The organism is Massilia genomosp. 1, from assembly GCF_011682185.1.
GTDB lineage: Bacteria > Pseudomonadota > Gammaproteobacteria > Burkholderiales > Burkholderiaceae_D > Telluria_A > Telluria_A rubra.
Genome location: NZ_WHJF01000341.1, coordinates 1 through 705 on the forward strand (window position 1 = coordinate 1; position 705 = coordinate 705).

Annotated in this window: 1 protein-coding gene; it reads right to left on the reverse strand. The window is 54.5% G+C overall.

All coding sequences use genetic code 11. The features are described from left to right. Positions 1 to 118: 118 nt before the first annotated feature. Positions 119 to 403, reverse strand: a complete 285-nt coding sequence (locus F1735_RS33965) for a hypothetical protein (RefSeq protein ID WP_222853186.1) — start codon at positions 401 to 403, stop codon at positions 119 to 121. Positions 404 to 705 lie beyond the last annotated feature (302 nt).

Below are 705 nucleotides of genomic sequence, written 5' to 3' on the forward strand. Positions count from 1 at the left end.
CTGAAACTGAACCCGATTCATCGTTGCCATAATCTTCTCCCGCCTGCGCCACCGCGCACGCATATGCAAGGTTGGACACGTAACGGCGACCGAAGTTCAGTTATGCTGAAGATCAGCGCTAATCACCATCAAGAATGGTAATCCAGACGTCGATATGAGGATGATATCGCCGAAGCTCACGTAAGAACGCGCTCAGGTTTTCCGACTCCTCCCGGATGATCATACTCATTTGATTCCAGCCTGTGAATGTAATGCTCTTCGGCAATGCCGATGCGGGCAGTCCGCAAATGCGGTCGCGCAGGATGTGCCAGGTGAATTCCTGGCCGAGGGGGATGCCAAACGCAAGTGCAACGGTCTGCCGCACGTAGAGCGGCGAGCGGGCGTAGGTCAAGTCGATTTTCATGTGTTCTTTACTCATCGCGCTTTCCGCAGGACGTTGTTGGCTCTGAACCGGGCCAACTGCGTGATGTGCGACTGTCCGAGACCTGTTGTTGCGGGCGGCTTGTCAGGGCGTCCCGGCGTTAGCCAATCTACCGGACTTAAACGCAATCGAGTTTGGTCCCTACGCGATATTTCGAAAGGTGATTAGCGCTGATCTTCAGCATAACTGAACTTTGGTCGCCGTTACGTGTCCAACCTTGCATATGCGTGCGCGGTGGCGCAGGCGGGAGAAGATTATGGCGACAATGAATCGGGTTCAGTTTC